Origin of the sequence: Mycobacterium sp. SMC-8 (assembly GCF_025263565.1) — a bacterium.
Lineage (GTDB): Bacteria > Actinomycetota > Actinomycetes > Mycobacteriales > Mycobacteriaceae > Mycobacterium.
This window is the reverse complement of record NZ_CP079865.1, coordinates 2358457-2377099: the sequence shown is the minus strand read 5'-3', so window position 1 is coordinate 2377099 and position 18643 is coordinate 2358457. Positions and strand designations below refer to the sequence as shown.

General features: G+C 69.9%; 22 protein-coding genes. 12 read left to right on the top strand and 10 right to left on the bottom strand.

The features are described 5' to 3' along the window. Window position 1 precedes the first annotated feature (1 nt). From KXD97_RS11645 to KXD97_RS11630, 4 genes are read left to right on the top strand one after another with little or no spacing between them, the layout of a single operon-like run. A complete protein-coding gene (locus KXD97_RS11645; protein WP_260756924.1) occupies window positions 2-925 on the top strand; it encodes a 1,4-dihydroxy-2-naphthoyl-CoA synthase in 924 nt (307 codons plus the stop codon). A 56-nt stretch (window positions 926-981) separates the two neighbouring features. Then, entirely contained in the window at window positions 982-1866 is an 885-nt protein-coding gene (locus KXD97_RS11640; RefSeq protein WP_396885048.1) for an SDR family oxidoreductase, read from the top strand. Window positions 1867-1872: 6 nt separating this feature from the next. Continuing rightward, on the top strand, window positions 1873-3408 hold the full coding sequence (locus KXD97_RS11635) for a long-chain-fatty-acid--CoA ligase (protein WP_260756923.1): 1536 nt from the start codon (window positions 1873-1875) through the stop codon (window positions 3406-3408). Between the two features lie 22 nt (window positions 3409-3430). Continuing rightward, a complete protein-coding gene (locus KXD97_RS11630) occupies window positions 3431-3817 on the top strand; it encodes a VOC family protein (protein WP_260756922.1) in 387 nt (128 codons plus the stop codon). A gap of 107 nt (window positions 3818-3924) precedes the next feature. On the opposite strand, the gene KXD97_RS11625 is transcribed toward KXD97_RS11630, so the two are convergent. The 3 genes from KXD97_RS11625 to KXD97_RS11615 are packed head-to-tail and all read right to left on the bottom strand — an operon-like array spanning window position 3925 to window position 5797. Next, a complete protein-coding gene (locus KXD97_RS11625) occupies window positions 3925-4224 on the bottom strand; it encodes a DUF3349 domain-containing protein (protein ID WP_260757925.1) in 300 nt (99 codons plus the stop codon). 11 nt (window positions 4225-4235) lie between these two features. Further along, window positions 4236-4523 carry a hypothetical protein gene (locus KXD97_RS11620; protein WP_260756920.1) on the bottom strand — a complete coding sequence of 96 codons (288 nt, stop codon included), beginning with the start codon at window positions 4521-4523 and terminating at the stop codon, window positions 4236-4238. Continuing rightward, window positions 4520-5797 carry an inorganic phosphate transporter gene (locus tag KXD97_RS11615; protein WP_260756919.1) on the bottom strand — a complete coding sequence of 426 codons (1278 nt, stop codon included), beginning with the start codon at window positions 5795-5797 and terminating at the stop codon, window positions 4520-4522. The genes KXD97_RS11620 and KXD97_RS11615 overlap by 4 nt, the downstream gene beginning before the upstream one ends. A 224-nt stretch (window positions 5798-6021) precedes the next feature. Here KXD97_RS11615 and KXD97_RS11610 point away from each other — a divergent pair, with 224 nt between their 5' ends. The 4 genes from KXD97_RS11610 (at window position 6022) to KXD97_RS11595 (ending at window position 9560) form a co-directional block, all read left to right on the top strand. Beyond that, window positions 6022-6351: a DUF3349 domain-containing protein gene (locus KXD97_RS11610; protein WP_260756917.1), complete on the top strand. Its 330-nt coding sequence runs from the start codon at window positions 6022-6024 to the stop codon at window positions 6349-6351. A 44-nt stretch (window positions 6352-6395) separates the two neighbouring features. Continuing rightward, the gene (gene menE, locus KXD97_RS11605) at window positions 6396-7475 is read left to right on the top strand and encodes an o-succinylbenzoate--CoA ligase (RefSeq protein ID WP_260757924.1); all 1080 of its coding nucleotides are present in this window, start codon (window positions 6396-6398) and stop codon (window positions 7473-7475) included. A 42-nt stretch (window positions 7476-7517) separates the two neighbouring features. Continuing rightward, window positions 7518-8132 (top strand): MSMEG_1061 family FMN-dependent PPOX-type flavoprotein, encoded by a 615-nt coding sequence (locus tag KXD97_RS11600; RefSeq protein WP_260756916.1) that lies wholly within the window; start codon window positions 7518-7520, stop codon window positions 8130-8132. 81 nt (window positions 8133-8213) lie between these two features. Further along, entirely contained in the window at window positions 8214-9560 is a 1347-nt protein-coding gene (locus KXD97_RS11595) for a hypothetical protein (RefSeq protein ID WP_260756914.1), read from the top strand. A 4-nt stretch (window positions 9561-9564) separates the two neighbouring features. Here KXD97_RS11595 and KXD97_RS11590 read toward each other — a convergent pair whose 3' ends face one another. From KXD97_RS11590 to KXD97_RS11580, 3 genes are read right to left on the bottom strand one after another with little or no spacing between them, the layout of a single operon-like run. Beyond that, complete coding sequence (locus KXD97_RS11590; protein ID WP_260756912.1) at window positions 9565-10191, bottom strand: bifunctional 2-polyprenyl-6-hydroxyphenol methylase/3-demethylubiquinol 3-O-methyltransferase UbiG; 627 nt, start codon at window positions 10189-10191, stop codon at window positions 9565-9567. Further along, window positions 10192-10860, bottom strand: coding sequence for a DUF2064 domain-containing protein (locus KXD97_RS11585; RefSeq protein WP_260756911.1), 669 nt, complete (start codon window positions 10858-10860; stop codon window positions 10192-10194). Beyond that, the gene (locus tag KXD97_RS11580) at window positions 10857-11513 is read right to left on the bottom strand and encodes a glycosyltransferase family 2 protein (RefSeq protein WP_260756910.1); all 657 of its coding nucleotides are present in this window, start codon (window positions 11511-11513) and stop codon (window positions 10857-10859) included. Before KXD97_RS11580 ends, KXD97_RS11585 begins: the two co-directional genes overlap by 4 nt. 102 nt (window positions 11514-11615) lie before the next feature. Between KXD97_RS11580 and KXD97_RS11575 the strand changes: the two genes are divergently transcribed. Both KXD97_RS11575 and KXD97_RS11570 read left to right on the top strand, forming a co-directional pair. Then, window positions 11616-12299 carry a response regulator transcription factor gene (locus KXD97_RS11575; RefSeq protein ID WP_260756908.1) on the top strand — a complete coding sequence of 228 codons (684 nt, stop codon included), beginning with the start codon at window positions 11616-11618 and terminating at the stop codon, window positions 12297-12299. Beyond that, complete coding sequence (locus KXD97_RS11570) at window positions 12286-13311, top strand: sensor histidine kinase KdpD (RefSeq protein ID WP_260756907.1); 1026 nt, start codon at window positions 12286-12288, stop codon at window positions 13309-13311. Before KXD97_RS11575 ends, KXD97_RS11570 begins: the two co-directional genes overlap by 14 nt. A gap of 80 nt (window positions 13312-13391) precedes the next feature. Here KXD97_RS11570 and KXD97_RS11565 read toward each other — a convergent pair whose 3' ends face one another. The 4 genes from KXD97_RS11565 to KXD97_RS11550 form a co-directional block, all read right to left on the bottom strand. After that, a complete protein-coding gene (locus KXD97_RS11565) occupies window positions 13392-14522 on the bottom strand; it encodes a nitronate monooxygenase family protein (protein ID WP_260756906.1) in 1131 nt (376 codons plus the stop codon). 87 nt (window positions 14523-14609) lie between these two features. Beyond that, window positions 14610-15656 carry an NAD(P)-dependent oxidoreductase gene (locus KXD97_RS11560; RefSeq protein ID WP_260756905.1) on the bottom strand — a complete coding sequence of 349 codons (1047 nt, stop codon included), beginning with the start codon at window positions 15654-15656 and terminating at the stop codon, window positions 14610-14612. Continuing rightward, complete coding sequence (locus KXD97_RS11555) at window positions 15653-16429, bottom strand: S-methyl-5'-thioadenosine phosphorylase (RefSeq protein WP_260756902.1); 777 nt, start codon at window positions 16427-16429, stop codon at window positions 15653-15655. Before KXD97_RS11555 ends, KXD97_RS11560 begins: the two co-directional genes overlap by 4 nt. A 4-nt stretch (window positions 16430-16433) precedes the next feature. Continuing rightward, window positions 16434-16646 (bottom strand): hypothetical protein, encoded by a 213-nt coding sequence (locus tag KXD97_RS11550; protein ID WP_260756901.1) that lies wholly within the window; start codon window positions 16644-16646, stop codon window positions 16434-16436. Window positions 16647-16688: 42 nt separating this feature from the next. Between KXD97_RS11550 and KXD97_RS11545 the strand changes: the two genes are divergently transcribed. Next, a complete protein-coding gene (locus KXD97_RS11545) occupies window positions 16689-17558 on the top strand; it encodes a 1,4-dihydroxy-2-naphthoate polyprenyltransferase (protein ID WP_260756899.1) in 870 nt (289 codons plus the stop codon). An 84-nt stretch (window positions 17559-17642) separates the two neighbouring features. Further along, a complete protein-coding gene (locus KXD97_RS11540; RefSeq protein WP_260756898.1) occupies window positions 17643-18632 on the top strand; it encodes a MoxR family ATPase in 990 nt (329 codons plus the stop codon). Window positions 18633-18643 lie beyond the last annotated feature (11 nt).

Genomic DNA, 18643 nt, shown 5'->3' with positions numbered 1-18643 from the left:
CGTGTCTGACCCTGCGAGCAATCCGTTCGACGCCGGCCTGTGGGAGCCGGTGGCCGGTTTCGATGACCTGACCGACATCACCTACCACCGCCACATCGCCGGCGGTGAACGCAAGCCGACGGTCCGGGTGGCCTTCGACCGCCCCGAGGTGCGCAACGCGTTCCGCCCGCACACCGTCGACGAGCTCTACCGCGTCCTCGACCACGCCAGGATGTCCTCCGACGTCGGGGTGGTGCTGCTGACCGGCAACGGACCCTCGCCGAAAGACGGCGGCTGGGCGTTCTGCTCCGGCGGCGACCAGCGCATCCGCGGCCGCAGCGGCTACCAGTACGCGTCCGGGGAGACCGCCGAGACCGTGGACCCGGCGCGGGCCGGACGGCTGCACATCCTCGAGGTGCAGCGGCTGATCCGGTTCATGCCCAAGCCGGTGATCTGTCTGGTCAACGGATGGGCAGCCGGCGGCGGGCACTCGCTGCACGTGGTGTGCGACCTGACGCTGGCCAGCCGCGAGCACGCCCGCTTCAAGCAAACCGACGCCGACGTCGGCTCCTTCGACGGCGGCTACGGGTCGGCGTACCTGGCCCGCCAAGCCGGCCAGAAATTCGCCCGTGAGATCTTCTTCCTGGGCCGGCCCTACACCGCCGAGCAGATGCACGCGATGGGCGCGGTGAACGAGGTGGTCGACCATGCCGAGCTGGAAAATGTCGCGCTGCAATGGGCTTCAGAGATCAACGGCAAGTCGCCGCAGGCCATCCGGATGCTCAAGTACGCGTTCAACCTGCCCGACGACGGCCTGGTGGGTCAGCAGCTGTTCGCCGGTGAGGCCACCCGGCTGGCGTACATGACCGACGAGGCGGTCGAGGGCCGCGACGCGTTCCTGGAGAAACGCGACCCGGACTGGTCGCCGTTCCCCCGCTACTTCTAGGCACCGCACCCCGTGGACGTGCAAGGCGATTTCGCGCTGGAAATAGACTCCGGTCCGTGAGTAGCAGGAACCCGCTGCGGCGGCTGGCCGAGCAGGTCGTGCTGACCAGCATGCGCCCCCCGATACTTCCCACGCTGCTGAACCGGGCCGGCCGGCAGCTCGTCGACCTGAGAGGCAAGCGCGTTCTGCTGACCGGGGCATCGTCGGGCATCGGTGAGGCCGCCGCGGAGAAGCTGGCCCGCCGCGGAGCCACCGTCGTCGTGGTGGCCCGGCGCGGTGACCTGCTTGACGAGGTCGTCACCCGCATCACCGCCGCCGGCGGGCAGGCGAGCGCGCACGCGTGCGACCTGTCCGACCTGGACGCCGTCGACGCGCTCGTCGCGACGGTCTCCGACCAGCTCGGCGGTGTCGACATCCTGGTCAACAACGCCGGACGGTCCATCCGACGGCCGCTGGAGGAGTCGCTGGAGCGCTGGCACGACGTCGAGCGCACCATGATGCTGAACTACTACGGACCGCTGCGCCTGATCCGCGGGTTCGCCCCCGGCATGCTCGAGCGCGGCGACGGCCACATCATCAACGTGTCCACCTGGGGTGTGAAGACCGAATCCCCGCCACTGTTCGGCGTTTACAACGCCTCGAAGGCGGCGCTGTCGTCGATCAGCCGCATCATCGAGACCGAATGGTCCGACCGCGGCGTGCAGTCCACCACGCTGTACTACCCGCTGGTGAAGACACCGATGATCGCACCGACACGGGCGTACGACGGGCTGCCCGGACTGTCCGCCGACGAAGCGGCGGGCTGGATCGTCACCGCCGCGCGCCACCGCCCGGTCCACATCGCACCCCGCATCGCGGTCACCGCGCACGCGATGAACAGCGTCGCGCCGGCGGCGGTGGACACCATCATGAAACGCCAACGGATGCAGCCCAAGGACTGAAAAGCGTTGTTCCGCAACCTCGCCGACATCGTCCGCGGCCACGGACGGCAGCGCCCCGGCGCGCCGGCGCTGGTGGCCGGTGACACCACGGTCACCTACGGGGAACTCGACGACCGGTCCAACAGGGTCGCCCAGGCGTTCCTGGGATCCGGTGTCGGATCCGGCGACCGGGTCGCGTTCGTGGAGAAGAACGGCATCGAATTCTTCGATGTTGCTTTCGGTTTGGCGAAGATCGGGGCGGTCGGCGTGCCGGTGAACTGGCGGCTGGCCGCCCCGGAGATGCGTCACGTCATCGTCGACTCCGGAGCCCGCATCGTCGTGGTCGGCGAGGAGTTCGCCGGTCACCTCGAAGCGATCGAGGCGGAGTTGGACGCCGACATCGTGGTGATCGGCAGCCACGCCCGCTGGCCCGCGTTCCACGAGTGGGTCGCGGAGCATCCGGCCGTCGACCCGGGCGTGGTCACCGGACCCGACGACCTGGTGTTCCTGATGTACACCTCGGGCACCACCGGCCTGCCCAAGGGCGTGATGCTGAGCAACACCAACTACGTCTGCAAGACCGGCGGGGTGGCCGGCCCGTGGCAGTTCGACGCCGACGCCGTCAGCCTGGCGGTGATGCCGCTGTTCCACATGGCCGGCTCCGGGTGGGCGCTGGCCGGTTTGTGGCAGGGCGCGAAGACCGTCGTGCTGCGCGACGTCGAACCGGCCGCGATCCTGGATTCCGTTGCACGGCACCGTGTCACCAACATGCTGCTGGTGCCCGCGGTGATCCAGTTCCTCCTCGACACCGACGGGGTCGACACTGTCGACTTCTCGCATTTGCGGGTCATCGTCTACGGCGCGTCACCGATCAGCGACGACGTGCTGGTCCGCGGCATCGAACGATTCGGCGGGATCTTCGCCCAGGTGTACGGCATGACCGAGACCACGGGCTCGATCACCCAACTCGACGGTCCCGACCACGTGCCCGAACTGTTGCGCTCCTGCGGCAAACCGTATCGGTGGGTGCAGATCCGGATCGTCGGCGAGGACGGCGCTGACGTCGCACCCGGGGCCGTCGGTGAGGTGTGGACCCGTTCGGCGCAGAACATGCTCGGCTACTGGAACAACCCCGATGCCACCGCGGCGACGCTGACCCCGGACGGTTGGCTCAAGACCGGCGACGCCGGCTTCGTCGACGCCGACGGCTACCTGTTTCTGCACGACCGGATCAAGGACATGATCGTCTCGGGCGGCGAGAACGTGTACCCGGCGGAGGTCGAGAACGTGCTGATGACCCATCCGGCCGTCGCCGACGTCGCCGTCATCGGGGTGCCGGACCCACGGTGGGGCGAGGCGGTGAAGGCCGTCGTGGTCGCCGCCCGCGGTGCCGATCCCAGCGAGGCCGAACTGATCGCGTTCGCGCGCGACCGACTGGCGGGGTACAAACTGCCCAAATCCGTCGACTTCGTCGCCGTGCTGCCCCGCAACCCGAGCGGCAAGCTGCTCAAACGCGCCCTGCGCGAACCGCACTGGGTCGGAGCGGGCCGACAGATCGGCTGAGTGGCGTGGTAGACACACTGGCATGGAGATCCTGGCCAGTCGCGTGCTGTTCCGTCCCAGGGACTACGCCCGGTCGGTGGCCTTCTACCGCGACGGCCTCGGTCTCGCAATTGCCCGCGAGTATCCGGGCGGCATGGTGTTCTACGCCGGCCAGGCGCTGATTGAGCTTGCCGGGCACGGCGCCCCCGCCGGCGGCGCGCCGCCGTTCCCGGGCGCGTTGTGGCTGCAGGTGCGCGACCTGTCGGCGACCCAGAACCAACTGCGGGAGTGTGGAGTGCCGATCATGCGGGAGGCGCGGCGCGAACCGTGGGGGCTGCACGAGATGCATGTCACCGATCCGGACGGCGTCACGCTGATCTTCGTCGAGGTGCCCGAGGATCATCCGCTGCGCCGCGACACCCGGGGCTGACTCAGCGGGGCGACGATCAAGCGGCGAGGCACGAGCCGCGTTGAGGAGTCCCGCAATCAAGTTCAGCGGGGAGGCAGGAGCCGCGTTGAAAAGTCCCGCAATCAGGTTCAGCGCGCCGGCGCCGCCAGCGGCCAGCCGACCGACGCCAGCCGCGCCGCGACCTGGTGCACTTCTTCGGGGTTGGGTTCCTTATCGGTGACCAGATGGATCGCCGCGCGGATCTCTTCGGGCGTCACCGTGTCGGAGTCGTTGCCCTTGAGCACCGTCTGGGCGACCTTGATGACCTCGTCCTCGGTCAGGGTCCGTGCCAGCAACGCCAGCAGGGCGAAGTAGTCCGTCTGCGGGACGCCCTGGGGGTAGCCCTGGTGCAGCCAGCCCAGGATATTGGTGAACGCGCTCTCGGCCATGGCCACTCAACTCACTTTCCAGGCAGGAACGGGAAGAGGTCGACGCCGGTGTGGTGGATGATCGTGGCCCGCGTGATCCACAGGACCGCGGTCAGAATCACCGCACCGACGAACACGAACAACGCCACCCCGAGGAACTTCAGCAACGGGTTCGACGCGGCCGCCGCGGTGCCGTCGGATCCGTCGGAGCCGTCGCCGCGGGAGAATGCCACCAGTCCGACGGCGAAGACGGCGGGCAGCCCCGCGCCGAGCAGGAGCCCGATGCCGAGCACCTTGAGGATGCTTTCCAGGTACGTCATGTCAGCGTGGTTTCCTTCACCGTCGCAGCAGGCTTGGCCGCCGGTTCGGTCTCGGTGACCGAGGCGCGCAGTTCGGCGGGGACCACCGAGTTGGTCGCAGCGTCCCAGTCGGCGTTGACGTTGCGGTGGTCGACCTTCTGATGCTGCGCGCGCCACCACAGGTAGAACGACAGGGCGCACAGCAGTACGAAGATCAGGCCGTCACCGGCCAGCGACGAACCGGTCAGCGACTCGACACCGTGAGACAGCCAGAACGACAGCGCGCCGACGACACCGGCGGCGGGCAGGGTGATCAGCCATGCCACCGCCATCCGGCCGGCGACGGCCCAGCGGACCTCGGCGCCCGGCTTGCCGACGCCGCTGCCCAGGATCGAACCGGTGGCCACATGCGTGGTCGACAGCGCCATGCCTGCGGCGCTCGAGCTCAGGATGATGGCCGCCGACGAAGCTTCGGCTGCCAGCCCCTGCGGCGACTCGATCTCGACAAGCCCCTTGCCGAGGGTGCGGATGACGCGCCACCCACCCAGGTAGGTGCCCAGGCCGATGGCCAGCGCGCACGACGCGATGATCCAGAACGGCAGGCCCTGCTCCTTGACGTCGCCGGTGAGGTGGCCGGTGGTGATCAGGGCCAGCGCGATCACACCCATGGTCTTCTGGGCGTCGTTGGTGCCGTGCGACAGCGCGACCAGCGACGCGGTGGCGATCTGACCCCATCGGAAGCCCTGTTCCCGGCGCTTCTTGGCGACGTTGCGGGTGATGCGGTAGACCAGCCAGGTGCCGCAGCCGGCCACCAGGCAGGCGATCAGCGGCGCCGCGATCGCCGGGATGAGCACCTTCGCGGTCACGCCGGACCAGTTCACCCCGGCCAGCCCGATGGCGGCCAGACCGGCGCCGATCAGACCGCCGAACAGCGCGTGCGACGAGCTCGACGGGATGCCGAACAGCCAGGTGAGCAGGTTCCACAGGATGCCGCCGATCAGACCGGCGAAGATGATCGTCAACCCCGTGGACGCGTCGATCGACGGGATGAGTTGACCGGTCTTGCCGTCCTGGATCTTCAGCACCGAGGTGGTCACCGTGACCGCGACCTCGACGGACAGGAACGCGCCGACCAGGTTCAGGATGCCGGCCAGGATGACCGCCGTCTTGGGCTTGAGCGCGCCGGTCGCGATGGACGTCGCCATCGCGTTCCCGGTGTCGTGAAAGCCGTTGGTGAAGTCGAACGCCAACGCGGTGGCGATCAACAGCACCAAGATGATCAGCTCTGCGCTCATGGCGTTAATTCTGCTGCCCGGCCAGCGGTTTTGACTAATCTTTGACAACTCGTGTCGAGGCCGCGACGTGGTCTTTTTCCGGCTGCCGGCGCGGTGTTCATCTACTGTTCATCTTCTCAGGGGTGCCCGTTCGTGCCCCGCAGCTCAGAGCGGCTCCCCGGCGGCGCCGCGGCTACCATCGAACTGCCGAGGGCTACTTCGCGCCCCCGGCGGGGAGTGGATTCGTGACCAGATTTCTCGCCAGAATCGTGGCGTGGATCGCGGCCGGATATCCGGAGGGGGTGCCGGGGCCGGACCGCGTGCCGCTGCTGGCCTTGTTGCGGCGCCGGTTGACCGACGACGACGTGATGACCGTCGTCAGCGAACTCGTCGCCCGTGCTGATTTCCGCGAGCAGGGATCGGCCGACATCGGCCCCGTCGACATCGGGGTGCTGATCACTGCGATCACCGACGAACTGCCCTCCCCCGAGGACGTCGAGCGGGTCCGCGCCCGGTTGTCGGCGCAGGGCTGGCCACTCGACGACCCGCGCGACGACATGGAGGAGGAGCGATAGCCGTCCTGAGCGCGGTCGAGTTCGGCGCCGGTGACGAACTCCCGATCGTCCGCGACGTCCTGGACGGCCGCGCCTGCGTCCTGCCGGTTCCGGCTGACGACGCCCGTCAGGCCGGGGTGCTCGCCGCCGCGCTGCGTGCCGGCGAGGCCATCGACGATGCCGTCGGGGTGGTGCTGTCCACCTCGGGCACTACCGGAACCCCGAAGGGCGCGATGTTGACGGTGCGGGCGCTGACGGCGAGCGCCGAGGCGACGCACGCCCGGCTCGGCGGGCCGGGACGCTGGCTGTTGGCGCTGCCCGGCTACCACGTGGCCGGGTTCCAGGTGCTGGTGCGCAGCGTGCTGGCCGGCACCACGCCGGTGGCGGTCGCCCCGTCGTTCACGGCAGCGGACCTGGTGGCGGCGATCGAGGCGATGGGTACCGGGCGGCGCTACACCTCGATGGTGGCCAACCAGTTGGACAAGGCGCTGCGCGACGCGGACGCCGCGCGGGCCCTGGGCGGCCTGGACGCCGTGCTGATCGGTGGCGGCCCGATGCCGCGCGGGGTGGCTGAAAAAGCTGCGGCGGCAGGGGTTTCGGTGGTCCGCACGTATGGCATGAGTGAGACATCCGGGGGCTGTGTGTACGACGGGACGCCGCTCGACGGCGTCACGGTGCGGGTGGACGACGACGGCCGGATCCGGTTGGGCGGGCCGACCGTCGCCGCCGGCTACCGCAACCCCGTGACCCCGGACCCGTTTGCCGAGCCCGGCTGGTTCCTCACCGACGATCTTGGCGCAGTGGATGATTCAGGGGTGCTTCGGGTACTGGGAAGGGTGGACGACGCGATCAGCACCGGCGGGTTGAAGGTGCTGCCCGGTGTCGTCGAATCGGCTCTGTCGAGTCACCCCGCGGTGGCCGAGTGCGCGGTCTTCGGTGTCGCCGACGAACGCCTGGGACAGCGTGTCGTCGCCGCGGTCGTCACTGCGGCGGGCACGTCGGTCACGTTGGAGCAGTTGCGGTCTCACGTCGCGGCCACCTTGCCGTCGACGGCGGCGCCGCGGCAGCTTCACATCGTCGACGCCTTGCCGCTGCGCGGCATCGGCAAGGTGGACCGCCGCCAACTCGTCAGGCGGTTCGGGTGAGGTGCGGCCCACATCCGCGCCCGGACCCCGCACAATAAAGACATGAGCCGTGAGGTCACCTCGGTCGAGGAACTGCGTGAGATCGTCGGGCATCCCAACGCCGCGGTGGCGAACAAGGTCCGCGACCGCCTGTCACCGGCCGTGCAGGACTGGCTGTCGCATTCCCCGCTGGGGTTCGTCGCGACGACGGATGCACACGGCCGGATCGACGTCTCCCCGAAGGGTGACCCGACCGGTTTTGTACACATCGTCGACGAGCACACCATCGCGATCCCCGAACGCCCCGGCAACAAGCGCGTGGACGGTTATCTGAACGTGCTCGAACGTCCCCGCGTCGGCACGCTCTTCGTGATCCCGGGCCGCGGGGACACGCTGCGGATCAACGGCAGTGCCCGCATCCTGGCCGACGCCGACTACTTCGACGCGATGACGGTGCGCGGCAAGAGGCCGATCCTGGCGTTGGAGATCGCCGTCGAAGAGGTGTTCTTCCACTGCGCGAAGGCGTTTCTACGATCGGGGGCGTGGCAGCCGGAGAGCTGGAATCCGACCGCGGTGCCGAGCGCGGCGGAGCTGGCCGCAGCGGTGTACGCCGGCGCCGACCTCGACGAGATGCGCCGGCGTCTCGACGAGGACAACATGCGCGAGGTGCTCTATTGACGGGCGGCGCGAGCGTGCGCGAACTCGCGACATCTGACGGCGTGGCGGCCTCTGACACGCACGCTCGCGCAGTATGGGGGGATGCGTAGGGAGGTCGGTGCGGCGGCTGCCGGTCTGGTGCTGGTGGTCGCCGCGTTCGTCGTCCCCCATCTCGACCTGGGTGTCGTCACCCCACTGATCAACGCCACCCCTGCGCGGATCCGCAGTTTCGCCGACACCGCGCCGATCTTCGGCTGGTGGAACGCCCACGTCGGGCCGGGCACGATACCGGCGGTCGCGATCGCGTCCGCCGCCGTGCTGTGGGGGCCGACCGTCGCCCAGCGGCTGCCGTGGCGGTGGCTGCCGTGGACGACCTGGGCGGTGTCGTGCGTATGGGCGTTCAGCCTGGCGTTGGTGGACGGCTGGCAGAGGGGCTTCGCGGGCCGACTGACAGCACGCCACGAATATCTGCGGCAGGTGCCGACCGTCGACGACATCCCCGAGGCGGTGCGCAGCTTCTCCGACAGAATCCTTGACTATCAACCGGATTCGTGGATCACCCACGTTTCCGGGCACCCTCCGGGCGCTTTGCTGACCTTCGTCTGGCTCGACCGCGTCGGACTGGGCGGCGGCGCCTGGGCGGCTACGCTGTGCGTTCTGGTCGGATCGAGCATCGCGGCCGCGATCATCGTGGCCGTGCGCGCCCTGGCCGACGAGGACACCGCACGCGCCGCCGCGTCCTTCGTGGCGGTGGCACCGACCGCGATCTGGATCGCGGTGTCCGCAGACGGCTACTTCGCCGGTGTCGCGGCGTGGGGCATCACGCTGCTGACACTCGCCGTGACGCGATCGGCACGACTGCCCGTGCTGGTGGCGGTGGGCTCCGGGCTGCTGTTGGGATGGGCGGTCTTCCTCAACTACGGCCTGGTGTTGATGGCCCTGCCCGCGGTGGCCGTACTGCTCGGTGCCGCGAACTGGCGGGCGGCTCTGGGCGCTGCGATCCCCGCGGTGGCCGCCGCGCTGGTCGTCGTCGTGGCGTTCGCCCTCGCCGGGTTCTGGTGGTTCGACGGCTACCTACTGGTGCAGGAACGCTATTGGCAGGGCATCGCCAACGACCGGCCGTTCCAGTACTGGGGCTGGGCGAATCTCGCCTCGGTGGTGTGCGCCATCGGCCTGGGCAGTGTGGCCGGCCTGAGCAGAGTGTTCGACATCGCCGCCCTCAAACGCCGCTCGGGCCTGCACCTTCTGATACTCGGCGCGCTGCTCGCGATCGCGTTCGCCGACCTGTCGCGGCTCAGCAAGGCCGAGACCGAACGGATCTGGCTGCCGTTCACGGTGTGGCTGGTGGCCGCCACCGCCTTGCTGCCGCGGCGTTCGGCGCGGTGGTGGCTGGCACTCAACGTGACCGGCGCGCTGGCCGTCAACCACCTGATCCTGACCAACTGGTAGCCGCTCACGCGATCAGCTGCGCGACGACCCGAGGGCCGATCCGGTGTATGCCGGCGACGGCGAACCCCGCCTCGGCCGCCAGCGACCCGACGCAGTCGACGCCCACCGAGGCCCAGCGGAACCATGGTCCGACAGCACGGACAGACTCGAGGCGAATCCATCCGATATCGATCCCCGTTGTGGCGCTATCGAATTCAGCGAGACATCGTCCGCCCCGGCAAAGTAGCTCCGCCGCTCGGGAGAGGATCCGGTGCGGGTCTGCACCCAGGCCCACGTTGCCGTCGGCGAGAAGCACCGTGTGCCAGCGCCCGGTGGCCGGCAGCCGCCCGAAAACGTCGCGGCGCAAGACCGGAGCGCCGCTGTCCCTGGCCAGCTTCACCGCCGTCGTCGACAGATCCACTCCCAGCGCGGGCAGTCCGCGCCGCACCAGCGTCGCGACCAGACGACCCGGGCCGCAGCCCAGATCGAGAGTCGGCCCCTGGCACAAGTCGAGCACCGCATCGTCGAATGCCGCGTCGGCGCCGGGCCCACCGAGCCAGCTGCGCACGGGCAGTCGTTCGACGCGGCCGTCGTCGCGGCGAACCCAGCAGTGCTCACCGCCGAGCGCGCGGTCGTAGAGTTGCCCGAACATTCAGCCCTCCCGAGCCGTGACCGTCGCGGTGACCCGGCGGAACCGCGAGGTCGGTGGGCAGACGTCCCGGACCGCGTCGATGTCGTCGATGGTGTCGACGTCGGTGAGCTCGTCCCCGAGTGCCACCTGCAATCCTCTGCGCCGCAAGGCCTCCAGGGTGCGCCGACCGGTGTCGGGTACCGACATCGGCACGTCGCGCAGGCACCCGGCACTGCCGGCGTCGCGCACGCCGAGCACCCACCAACCGCCGTCACGGGCCATGCCGAGGACCGCGTCGCGACCTGCCAGCAGGTCCGCGCACCCGGCGAGCAGATCCGGGCTCACCTGCGGCGTGTCCATCCCGATCTGCAGCACCGGCAGTCCCCCGGCGCCGGCATCGGCGTGTGCGTTGGCCAGCCTCTCGGCAAAGCCGGCGCCGCGCTGCGGGATCACCGCGAAATCGGCGAGCCGACAGCGGATCTCGTCGGTACAGCGCGCGTCGCGCAAATGACCTGTCAACGCCACCACCCGCGCCTGCACCGGACAGGCTGCCACCGCGTCGAGCGTGTCCAGCAGCGCGGCCGCGGCGATGTCGGCGGCAGCGCCGTCACCGACCGCGGCGGCCAGCCTCGTCTTCGCCAGCCCGGGCACCGGCGCCTTGGCGACCACCAGAACGCTGACCGGGATCATGACATCGCCCGCCAGAAGTCCCAGGCCGCGACCGCCGAGCCCCGCACCGATCCGCTGACCTTCGACGTGCCACCGGTGCGGGGTCCGTAGGCGACGTCACGCTCGGTGACCGACCAGCCCGCGGCGGCCGCGCGCACGAGCAGCTCGAGCGGATATCCCGAGCGCCGATCGGTCACCCCCAGCGACAGCAGGCCATCCCGCCAAGCCACCCGCATCGGGGCGATGTCGTGCACCGCCAGCCCGTGACGGTGCCGCAATCGCCAGCACACCGCGTCCGTGCCGAGGCGCGCATGCCACGGCCAGATCAGGCCCGGGACCGGGCGGCGCCTGCCGGTCGCCAGGTCGGCGCCCCGAACGAGGTCGGCGACCAGGGCGGGCAATTCACGGGGATCCAGAGACCCGTCGGCGTCGAGCACAGCCACGATCGGGGTCGCCGACGCGACCACCCCGGCGTGCACCGCCGAGCCGTACCCCGGCCGGGGTTCGGTGACGACGTCGGCGCCGTGCCGGCGCGCCACCTCGGCGGTGCCGTCGGTGCTGGCGTTGTCGACCACCAGCGGCGCATAGCCGTCCGGTATCGCCTCGAGGACGCCGGGCAGTGAGGCCGCCTCATCGCGACAAGGCAGCACCACCGTGACGGCGCATTCTGGCACTTCCTCCACGCTAGGCCGGCAGCGATGGCCGCGCGAGGGGCAACCCTGACGAAATGGTGACAGCACCGCAGGTCGGGACGTCTGCGCGCTACCCTCGGTGTGGTGACCCGGGTGCTCATCGCCGACGACGACGACGTCGTTCGCGACGTCGTACGCCGCTACCTGGAGCGTGACGGCCTGGAGGTGTTCACCGCCCACGACGGCACCGAGGCGCTACGGCTCCTCGGATCGCGGCGCATCGACGTCGCCGTGCTGGACGTGATGATGCCGGGCCCCGACGGTATGACGTTGTGCCGCACGCTGCGTCATCGCGGCGAACATTCCGTGCCGGTGATCCTGCTGACCGCCCTCGGCGAGGAGGAAGACCGCATCGCCGGGCTGGAAGCCGGCGCGGACGACTATCTGACCAAGCCGTTCAGTCCGCGGGAGCTGGTGTTGCGGGTCAAATCGGTGCTACGCCGCGCGCCGGTCGCCGGCGGCGCGCCGCCCGTCGACCTCGTTTCCGGCGATCTGACGGTGACGACGGCGTCGCGCACCGTGACCGTCGCGGGCACACCCGTCAGCCTCACCAACCGCGAATTCGATCTGCTGCTGTTCTTCCTGACCCACACCGACGCTGTCTTCACCCGCGAGGACCTGCTCAAACAGGTCTGGCACTGGGATTTCGGCGATTTGTCGACGGTCACGGTCCACGTCAAGCGACTGCGCTCCAAGCTGGGCGACCGGCACCGGGTGCAGACCGTCTGGGGTCGCGGCTACATGTGGACCTCCGGTGCCGACGGCTGACTTCTGGGAAATCGTCGGATGGGCGCTGGCGTGCTCGGTGCCCGTCGTGCTCGTCGGGGCAACGGTGATCCGGCTGGCCCGGTCGTGGTCGTTGGCGGTGAGCATGGTGGCGCTGGTGCTGATCCCGGTGCTCGCCACGCTGGCCGGGGTGCTGGGCGCCAGCGGATTCATGATCACCCAGACGTTCGAGCGCACGGCCGCCGTGTTGGTGGTGGTGTCGGTGGTGACCATCCCGGCGGCGATCATGCTGGGCCGGTTCCAGGCCCGGCGCACGGTGTGGGAGGCCGAGATCCGCGACTCAGAGCGCGCCGCCGAACAGTCGCGGCGACGGCTGATCGCGTTCGTCAGCCATGACCTGCGGACCCCGCTGGCCGGGATCCGCGCACTGTCCGAAGCGATCGCCGACGGGGTGGTCCCTGAGGACGAGGTCCAGGTGCACGCCAAACACATTGAGCACGAGTCGATTCGGCTTTCAGAGATGGTCGACGACCTGTTCGAGATGTCGAAGATCAACGCCGGTGCACTGACGCCGTCATTCGACCGGGTGGCGCTCGACGAAGTCGTCGACGACGTATTGGCCGCGCACCGGATCGCCGCCGAACGTGCCGGGGTTCGGCTGGTGGCGAACATCCCCGAGCAACCGGTGCGGACAGTCGGCAGCGACCGCGCGCTCGTGCGGGTGCTGTCCAATCTGGTGGCCAATGCGATCGCGCACACGCCGTCGGGGGGAACGGTCGAGCTGGCCCTGGGCACCGACGGGGACAGCGCCTGGGCCCGAGTCGACGACACCGGCGTGGGCATCGACGAGGCGGACCTGCCGCGGGTGTTCGACGTCGCCTACCGGGGTTCCAACAGCCGTGTGCCGCGCAGTGATTCGTCGCTGCCGAGCGGTTCGGGGCTCGGGCTCGCGATCGCGGCCGGGCTCGTGCAGGCCCACCATGGCACGCTCACCGCGCACAATCTGCCGACGGGCGCCCGCTTTGAGGTGCGCCTGCCCCTGGCCACCGACTAGCTTTCGCGCTTTCGCGAGACCGCCACCACGGTAGCGAAGCGGCCTCGGCAACTACCGTGGTGGCGCTTTCGCGAGGTGGCTCAGCCGGGCAGGGAGTTGTTCAGGCGTTCGGCGGCGGCCAGGTAGTCCTCGATGAACTCGCGTACCACCTCGCGGGCCGGCTTGACCTTGTTCATCAGGCCGACACCCTGGCCGACGAAATACGTCGCGAGCGCCTGCGCGCCCTGGTGTCCCTGCGAGGCCAGCACGTCGATGCGGCGGATTACCGGCTCGCACAGCATCGACTGCAGCGGCAGCCCCAGTGGCTGGTGCCCGTCCCTGGCCGGCGCCCAGGCATCGGTCCAGTCGGAGACCAGCTGCCGCGACGGCTTGCCCGTGCGGCCCGCCGACCGCACGGTGTCGCGCGACGTCGCGGCCAGCATCTTGGCCACTGTGTGCGGCGCCGTCTCGGCTTCCTCGGTGGTCAACCACACCGAGCCTGTCCACGCGCCGGATGCGCCCATCGCCACCATGCCCGCCATCTGGCGGCCGGTGACGATGCCGCCCGCCGCCAGCACCGGGATGGAAACGCCCAGCGCCGCCAGTCCTTCCAACACCTCGGGCACCACGACCAGCGTGCTGACCTCGCCGCAGTGCCCACCGGCCTCGGTGCCCTGCGCGACGATCAGATCCACCCCGGCGGCGGCCTGCTTGACCGCGTGCTCCTTCGCCCCGACCAGCGCCGCGACCGGAATCCCCCGCTCCTTGCCTGCCTCGATCATGTAATCGGGCGGCACGCCCAGAGCGTTGGCGATCAGCTTGACCGGGTGGGTCAGCGCGACGTCGAGCAGTTCACGGCCGGTGTTCCCCGACAGTGACGAGCCGCCGAGGCGCCGGTTCGGTTCGGGTTCGATGTCGTGGGCGCGCAGCAGGTCGTCGACGAAGTCGCGGTAACTCTGCGGGATCCGATCGGCGAGGTCTGCGCTGGAAAGCTTCTCCCCTTTGCCCTCGAACTTGGCCGGCACGATCAGATCGACGCCGTAGGGCTTACCGCCCACCGCGTCATCGATCCACGCCAACTCCTGGTCCAGTTGCGAGGGGCTGTACGCCGTTGCGCCGAGCACACCGAAACCGCCGGCATTGGTCACCGCGGCGACCACGTCTCGGCAGTGGCTGAAAGCGAAGAGCGGAAAGTCGATACCGAACTGTTCACACAGCGCTGTGGACGTCATCGGCCCAGTATGGCTTGACGACCGACGAGCGCTTGCGCGCGGAGCGACATTGACGACGAGCGCTTGCGCGCGGAGCGCCTACCGGTGTCACGATGCCGGTGCGGGTCCCCGCAACGGCGCCGTCGCGAACTCGCGCAACCCGTCGGCCGGGTCGACGACCGCGCGAAAGCCGAGGACCTCCGCGGCTTTGGCCGGGTCGGCGACGATGTGGCGGACGTCGCCGCTGCGGTACTGACCGGTGACCACGGGCGCGACGTCCCCGCGCGTCTCGCACAGTGTGGTGGCGAGGCCGAGAATCGAGACCGGTGTGCCCGAGCACACATTGACGGCCTGGAATCCGTCGAGGCCCCGTTCCACCGCCGCCACGTTCGCCGCGGCGACGTCGTCGACGTGGACGAAGTCGCGCATCTGCCCGCCATCCTCGAAAACCCTTGGTGCATCTCCTAATTCGAGAGCAGATCGGAAGATTGCCGCGACGCCGGAGTACGGGGTGTCGCGCGGCATGCCGGGCCCGTAGACGTTGTGATAGCGCAGCGCCGCCACCGATCCGCCCGTCGCCTCGCTCCAGGCCAGCGCGTAGTGCTCCTGGGCCACCTTGCTGGCCGCGTACAGACTGCGCGGCCGCAGCGGCGCGTCCTCGCCGACCAGGGCCCAGTCGACCCGCTCGCCGCCGATCGGGCAGCGGTGGTCGAACACGCCGCTGTCGAGGTCCTCACGTTGGCGCGGCACCGGGTCGACTTCCCCGTGGGCCGGGCAGACGTAGCGGCCCTGGCCGTAGACCACCATCGACGACGCCAGCACCAGCCGCCGGCAACCGGCGGCGAACATCTCCGCGAGCAGCACCGCGGTCGCGAAGTCGTTGTGGGCCGCGTAGGACGGGGCGTCGGCGGCATCCACCCCGGCGCCGACCACCGCCGCCTGGTGACAGACCACCTCGGTTCCCGCGACCACCTCGGCGACGGCGTCCGCGTCGCGCACGTCGACGCGGCGCACGTCGGCGGGCGGGGCGGCATCGTGGCCGTGCGCGGCGGGCAGCATCGCGTCGACGGCGACGACGTCTTGCCCTGCACCGGCCAACCGCTCTCGGATACGGGTGCCGATGAAGCCGGCCGCACCGGTGAGCAGCACCCTCATGGCAGGTCGAACGGCAGCTGCACGCCCTCGTGGGCCAGGCAGTGGGTACATGTGCGCTCGGCGTCGACCTGGTCGATCGCCTCGTGCACCAACTGCTTGAACGGCACCATGTTGCGTTCGAACTCCGCGAACACGTCCACCGCCTTGACCCCCTGCCCGCTCTCGATCCCCGCATCCAGATCGGTGACCAGAGCGATTGCGGCGTAACACATCTCCAACTCGCGGGCCAGCACGGCCTCGGGGTAGCCGGTCATGTTGACCAGCCGGAAGCCCTGGTCGGCGAACCACCGGCTCTCGGCGCGCGTCGAGAACCGCGGGCCCTGGATCACCACCATCGCGCCGCCGTCGACGACTCCCGGCAGAGGTGTCACCGCGGCGCGCAGCGTCGGGCAGTACGGGTCGGCGAACCCGACGTGGATGCCGCCGGAGTCGAAGTACGTGTCGGGCCGGCCCGTTGTCCGGTCGACGAGCTGATCGGGCACCACCATCGCCCCCGGGCCGAGCTGCGGGTCGAGGCTGCCGACCGCACACGGCGCGAAGATGCGCCGCACCCCGAGCGCGCGCAACGCCCACATGTTGGCCCGGTACGGCACCGTATGCGGCGAGAACTCGTGGCGCACACCGTGTCTGGGCAGAAAGGCCACCTCGTGGCCGCCGACGGTTCCTACGGTGATCGCCGCGCTGGGCGCGCCGTAGGGCGTGTCCAGGTCGACGGCACGCGCGTCGGGTCCGAAGAACGAGTAGAAGCCGCTGCCTCCGATGACTCCCAGCACCGGGTTACGCGTCGTCCTCGTCCTGCTGCGACGCGGCGCGGCGGGCGCCGTCGCGGATCTCGAAAACGTCGGTGGCGAAACCGCCGATCGTATTCGCGACGTCCTTGACCGCCGTGGTGATGATCGAGGTGACCTCACCGACAGCCGACGCGCCGGCCGCGACGATCTCCTGGACCGCGTCCTTGCCGATCTCGGTCTTGCTCAGTCGCTCGTCCATGCGCCCAGTCTGCCACGGTCGGCACCTGCAAGACTGACCGTCGTGGCCAATTTCGCCCAGTGGGTCGAGGGGGCGCGTCCCCGCACGCTGCCCAACGCCGTCGCGCCCGTCATCGCCGGCACCGGCGCCGCCGCGTGGCTGGACGCCGCGTCGTGGTGGAAGGCGTTGCTCGCGTTGATCGTCGCGCTCGGCATGGTCATCGGCGTGAACTACGCCAACGACTACTCCGACGGGATCCGCGGCACCGATGACGTGCGAGCGGGGCCGCTGCGGCTGGTCGGTTCGAAGCTCGCGGCGCCCAGGTCGGTGCTGACGGCCGCAGTGGTGAGCCTGGCGGTCGGTGCGCTGGCCGGTCTGGTGCTGGCGTGGTTCTCGGCGCCGTGGTTGGTCGCGGTCGGTGCGGTGTGCATCGCCGGGGCCTGGCTCTACACCGGCGGCTCAAAGCCCTACGGCTATTCCGGGCTCGGCGAGGTCGCGGTGTTCGTGTTCTTCGGGCTGGTCGCGGTGCTGGGCACCCAATACACGCAAGCGCTGCGCGTCGACTGGGTCGGGGTGACGCTCGCGGTCGCGACGGGCTGCCTGTCCTCGGCGGTGCTGGTGGCCAACAACCTGCGCGACATCCCGACCGATGCCCAGACCGGCAAGATCACGCTGGCCGTGCGGCTCGGCGACGCCAAGACGCGGGTGCTGTTCCAGGCGCTACTGGCGGTGCCGTTCGTGCTGACGCTGGTGCTGATCGCGGCCACCCCATGGTGTGCGGCCGGGCTGGTGGCGCTGCCACTGGCGGTGCGCGCCGCCAAACCCGTGCGCGCCGGCTCCGGAGGGAAAGACCTGATCCCGGTCCTCAAGGACACCGGCCTGACGATGCTGGTGTGGGCGGTCGCGGTGACACTCGCGCTGGTCCTCAGGTAGCGAATCCGGCGCGCTGGGGCACCCTGAGCGTCGGTTTGCGCGTCGGATTCGCGTGGTACAAGCAGCGGGATGAATGCTGCGCCGATGCCCCGCGAGTCCGCCGACGATGTCGACGAGGCGCGGGGGGTTCTCTCCGCGCTCGCCGACGCGTTCTCGGCCAAGGTGGTCGGGCAGGAACACCTGCGCGAGACATTGCTGATCGGGCTGCTGACCGGCGGGCACATCCTGCTGGAAAGCGTGCCGGGGCTGGCCAAGACCACCGCCGCGCGCGTCATCGCCGAGGCGATCGACGGGCAGTTCCGCCGTATCCAGTGCACCCCTGACCTGCTGCCCAGCGACATCGTCGGCACTCAGGTCTACGACGCGGCCACCACCTCGTTCGTCACCCAGCTGGGACCGGTGCACGCCAACGTGGTGCTGCTCGACGAGATCAACCGCTCCAGCGCCAAGACCCAGAGCGCGATGCTGGAGGCGATGGAGGAACGCCAGACCACGATCGCCGGTGTCGTGTACCCGATCCCCGAACCGTTCCTGGTGATCGCGACGCAGAACCCGGTCGACCAGGAGGGCACCTATGCGCTGTCGGAAGCGCAGACCGACCGGTTCCTGCTCAAGGAGATCGTGCGCTACCCGTCCCCCGAGCAGGAGGTGGAAGTCCTCACCCGCCTGGACGCGGGCCTGTTCGACAGGGAGCACCCCAGCACACCGGTCGCGTCGCTGGCCGACATCCGCCGGCTGCAGCGGGTCACGCGCGAGGTGTACATGAGCAGGGACCTGATGCTCTACGCCAGCCGCCTGGTCGGGGTGACCCGAGAACCCGGCCACTACCTACCCGGCCAGATCGCCCGGCTCATCGAGTACGGCGCCAGCCCCCGCGCCACCATCGCGCTGTGCACGTCGGCCAGGGCGCTGGCGCTGCTGTCGGGCCGCAACCACGTCATCCCGGGCGACATCGCCGATCTCGCCCACCGCGTGCTGCAGCACCGCCTCATCCTGGGGTTCGAGGCGGCCAGTGCCGGCGTCACCCCCGACGTGGTGATCGACGCCGTGCTGCGTGCGGTCCGGGTGCCCTGAGCGGCGGCTCC